We start from the raw sequence: 4545 nt of genomic DNA on the forward strand, positions 1-4545 counted from the left end.
CCCCGGAGCGCCCCCGCTACACCCGGGACGACACCGGACCGCACACCCGGCTCATCTCACCCACACAGCAGACCTACGTCCTCGGCGAGGTACCACGAGACGGCGACGCGTTCTTCCACGCCCTGCTCCAGGGACTGGACGACGCCGACCCGGGCCTGCTCGCCGCCGTCGGCATCGACGCCACCGGCCCCGACGCCGTCCCCGCCCTGCGCCGCAGGCTCGCCGCCCGGCTGACCGACCCGGCCGACGTCGACCTGCTGGCCTTCGTGACCCCCGACGACACCGACACCTTCAGCGCGCGCGACCTCGACGCCGCGGGCGTGGACCTGGGCACCGACACACCCGCCCGCCGCGAGTTCGACGCCCTGGGCTACATCCCGCACGCCGCCGACCTGAGCCCCGAGGCCCGCGCGGGGCTCGCTGTCGCCCAGCTCCTGCGGCGCGGTGACGCAGAGTCGGAGCGTGGCTGGAACCACTCGGCCGCGGACCTTCTGCCGATGCTCGCCGCGCGCACCTTCGGCGTCCGGGTCACCGTCGTCAGGGACGACGGCAGCTTCGACCACTTCGACCCGGACGGCGGACCACTGCCCGGAGGCGGCACGACCGGTTCGGCACGCCGCGGTCTGCACGGCCTGGTCGACGACGCCGATCGACCTCGCCCGCAGGTGGTCCTCAGCCTGACCGACCGCCACTACCGGGTGGCCCGGCCCGCAGGGCCGACCGCACCGGCCGACGCCGAGCAGACGACGGACCGCACCGAGGCCGCGCCGTCACCGAAGGCCGACGGGGCGAAGGCCGACGGGTCGAGCACCGATGGGTCGAACGACGACAGGGCGAACACGGCACAGTCCGAACACAAGCCCTCCGACGTGTCCGCGCCCGTCCTCCTCCCGCCCGCGCCGCCCAGCCCGCCGCCAGGGCCGTCCGGGCCGTCCGGGCGGCGGATCGACGCCGACGACCGGTCCTTCGTCGTACGACCGGTGCCGGGCGACGGGGACTGCCTGTTCCGCGCGGTGCTGGACAGCATGGCGGCCCAGCACCACGGCAGGCGGGCGCCGGGCTCTGCCACCACACTGCAAGGGGTGCGAGGCGATCTCGCCGACTGGTACGCCGATTCCGGCGACGCGGCAGACCTGCGCGCCCTGCACGCCACCCAGGACCCCCTGGAGACGCTGGTCGCGGATCTGTTCCCCGACCTCGCCGACCTCCAGGGCGTACTCGGCCTCAGCACGGCTCCCCGGCTGACCGACGAGCAACGGGACCGGATCACGCGCCAACTGGCGCAGGAGCAGCGCAAAGCCGACCTGCGGGTCCTCGCGGCCGACGAACGGGAACGCGAGCTGCTCTCCGGCTTTCCGGCCGCTGCCGTCGCGCAGCTCCTGCCTGCCGCCACAGCCGACCCTTGGCAGGCCGATCCGGCCCGCGCCCGGCAACTGAGCAGGCGGGCCCAGGCCGACACCCTGCGCGCCGACGTCCTCAACCTGTTGCGCTCACCCGCGGGCGGCAGGCGGGCGGACGCGGTGTGGCTGCGGATCCGCGCGGCCCTGCCCCCGGAGGCCAGGGCCCAAGTCCCCTCATCCCTGCGGGCGTTCACTGCCCTCGGATACGGCGATCTCGTCGCCCGCTCCCTTGCGTCCCCGGCGCTGTGGCACACCCCGTTCTACGACGACGCGCCCGTGCTGCTGTCCCGTTGGCTGGGGGTACGGCTCGTCCTCGTCCAGCCGGGCGGGAACGGGGGACACACCGTCATGGATCTCGCCCCGGACGCCACCGGTCCCACCGTGTACGTCCACTACAACGGCCGCGACCACTACGAGGCGCTGGCTCCGGTGGCCGCCGACCCCGCGGGCGGTGCGCCGGCTCCACGGTCGCGGCCGCAGGACGACCCCGCCCCACAGCCCGCACTGTCGGACCAGGACCGCACGACACGCGACCGGCTCGCGGCCCTCCTGCGCCGACACGGCGTTGACGAGGCCGACACGCGGCGCCTGACGGGCGGGCTGACCTCATCGACGCTGTCGCGCCTGCGGGCAGCCGCGCAGGCCACCGGTGTCCTCGACGCCGGGACCGGTGTCCAGCCCGGGGTGCAGGAGACTGCGGACGCCACAGCTCCCGACGGCGACGAGACCCGGGCGGCCGCCCCGCCGTCGGTGCCCGTCTGGAGTCCCGAGGGTGTGCTCACTCTTGACGGGACACCTCTTCAGCCGGATGAAGTACCCGGAGAGGGCGACCGGTTCGCCGAGGCCCTGATCCACGCCGTGCGGACCGGCCTCCCGCACCCGGCCCAGCCGGACGGCGAGCTGATACGCGCACTGACGGCCGAGGGCGGACCCGAGGCCCTGCACCGCTGGGCCGAGCAACGGCTGGCCGCCCCCGACGCCGCGGACGGAGCACCATTGCTCGCCGGTCCGGACTGGCACGGAGGCCTTCGGGAGGTGTCCACGCGGGACCTCACGCGAGTCGGCGTGCAGCTCAACGCGGAGCAGAGCGTCTTCGCCGAACTCGGTGGAAGCGCGCTACCCGTGACGGAGGTCGACCTCTCCCTGCCGCAGCGCTACCGGCTGCTGCGGCTGACGGCACACCGTGGTCCCGACACCGAGACCGTCACAGCAACAGTCGCCGAACTGATCGCGCGGGAGCTGGGAGTGAGGCTGACGATCATCGAACGCGAAGGTGGGGTACGCCTGTTCGGGCCAATGAACGGAACTGTTATCGTCCTGGCTCGGGTCGGGGGTGTCTATCGTCCCGCCGTGGCGCCAACTCGCTGATCGATGCGCCTTTTTGACGGTCGACCGGATACGGGGATGCCTGTGGGGCGCCGGCGGGGCACCGGGTGTACACGATCAAGTAACCATCAGGGACAGCATGGTTGAGGTATCAACCGCAGACTGTTCGATCGAGGCTAATGTGTTCGCAGAGGCTGGAGAGGCTGAAGGGATGGAACGCGTCTTGTGCTGGGGGAGGATGTGCCGGTGACCGAGCACGACCACGGTCCCGACTCAAAGACCACGGCGCTGATCGCCAGTGGTGCGGTATGACGCGCTGGAGCTCCTTCGGCAGACGCCGTGGCGACCGGCCGGCCGCCACGGGCGGGGCCCGGCCGACGACCGCCGCGCCGCACCACGGCACGGCGGACGCGGCCGACCAGGTGCTGGTGGAGGACTACGACGGCCTGCTCCTCCTTCGTTCCCCCTCGGACGACTCACTGAGCCCGGCCGACATCGGTGACCTGGCCCGGGGGCAGCGCTCGGACGACACGACCGTGACCCTGATCGCGGGCACCGAGAGCGTGGCGGCGGATTCCTTCTGGCCCCGCCTGAGCCAACTGCTCGACACGCTCGGCGACTCGGGCACCGACACCGTACGGCTGGCCATGGCCGGCGCCGGCCGGGACAGCGCGGACCGGCCCGCCACCGCACGCCGGATCGCGGACGCCTGGGGCCTCACGGTGGAGGCCCCGGACGGGCCGCCCCTGCTCGTGCCCGGCGGAACGCTCTTCGTGCCAGGGCCGCCGCTCGGCTCGCCGACGGACGGCGGCTGGTGGCGCTTCGCCCCGCGGACGCAGCCGACACCCCTGGGCCCGCGCAGCCCCGCCCCGTCCTGGCAGAGCGCCCTGCGTGCCCTGCCCGCGAGCACGGACAGCGGCTGCGTCGTCGAGCAGATCCCGGCGGGCCTCCTCATCCGGCCCGCCGGAGCGGCACCCGCCAAGCCGGGCGACCTCTACCACTCCGTGCCGGTCTCTCCCGGCCGACTCGCGGTCGTGGTCGGCGTTCCCTACGGCGAGGACGTCCTGGCGGACGATGTCGGCGACGTAATCGCCGCGCTCCCCGAAGAGATCAGGGCCGCCGTACGCCTCGCGCCCGGTGGCCGGCGCGACCTGCTGCCACTGGCTCAGGCCGTCGCCGACCGGCTGGACGCCGAGGTGGAGGTGATGACGGGGCTGCCGCTCATCGCCGCCGGACGCCCGCTGGGGACGTACGCCGCGCAGTCGGTCCTGGTCGGGGCCGACCAGACACCGCGATGGCTGCCCTTCGTCGACGCCGTCCTGTGCCGGCCGGCCCGAGGCGCCGCACCGGCTCCCGCCCCCCGCCTGCTGCGCTGGACAACGCCGGTGCCCGGCGCCGCCCAGCCCGCGGACGGCGTGGTCGCACTGTCCGAGCGGTGGCAGGTCACGGTGACCCGAGCAGGCCTGTGGGTCGGCCCGCTCGACGGCCCCCCTCTGTCCCACACGGCCCGCCAGGTGAGCCCGTCCGGCCCGCTGATCGAGGTCGGCCTGCCCGGCGAACGTCTCGACTCGTCCCTGTGGCCTGCCCTTTCGGGCCTGCTGGCCGGTCTGCCTCCCGCGCTGCGCGCGAGCGTGACGCTGCATGTGCACGGCACCGCGCACGACGGCGGTCGCGAACTGCGCGCGCTGGCGGCACGACACGGGCTGCGGACGATCCGCTTCGCGTCGTTCAGCGCGCCGGTACCCCTCGCCCCGCGCGAGAAGACGCCTCCGCCCCCGACGAGCGGCAGACCGCGCACGTCATCCGACCCCGGACACAC

Annotated in this window: 1 protein-coding gene and 1 pseudogene; both read left to right on the forward strand. The window is 74.1% G+C overall.

What is annotated here, in order from left to right; genetic code table 11:
* On the forward strand, positions 1-2768 hold a 2768-nt coding region (locus tag EHS43_RS46835), incomplete at its 5' end, for a hypothetical protein (protein ID WP_185806589.1).
* 266 nt (positions 2769-3034) lie between these two features.
* A pseudogene (locus EHS43_RS38020) lies at positions 3035-4545 on the forward strand (hypothetical protein); the annotation flags it as partial.

It is taken from the genome of Streptomyces sp. RP5T (genome assembly GCF_003933965.1).
In the GTDB taxonomy this organism is placed as follows: Bacteria; Actinomycetota; Actinomycetes; order Streptomycetales; family Streptomycetaceae; genus Streptomyces.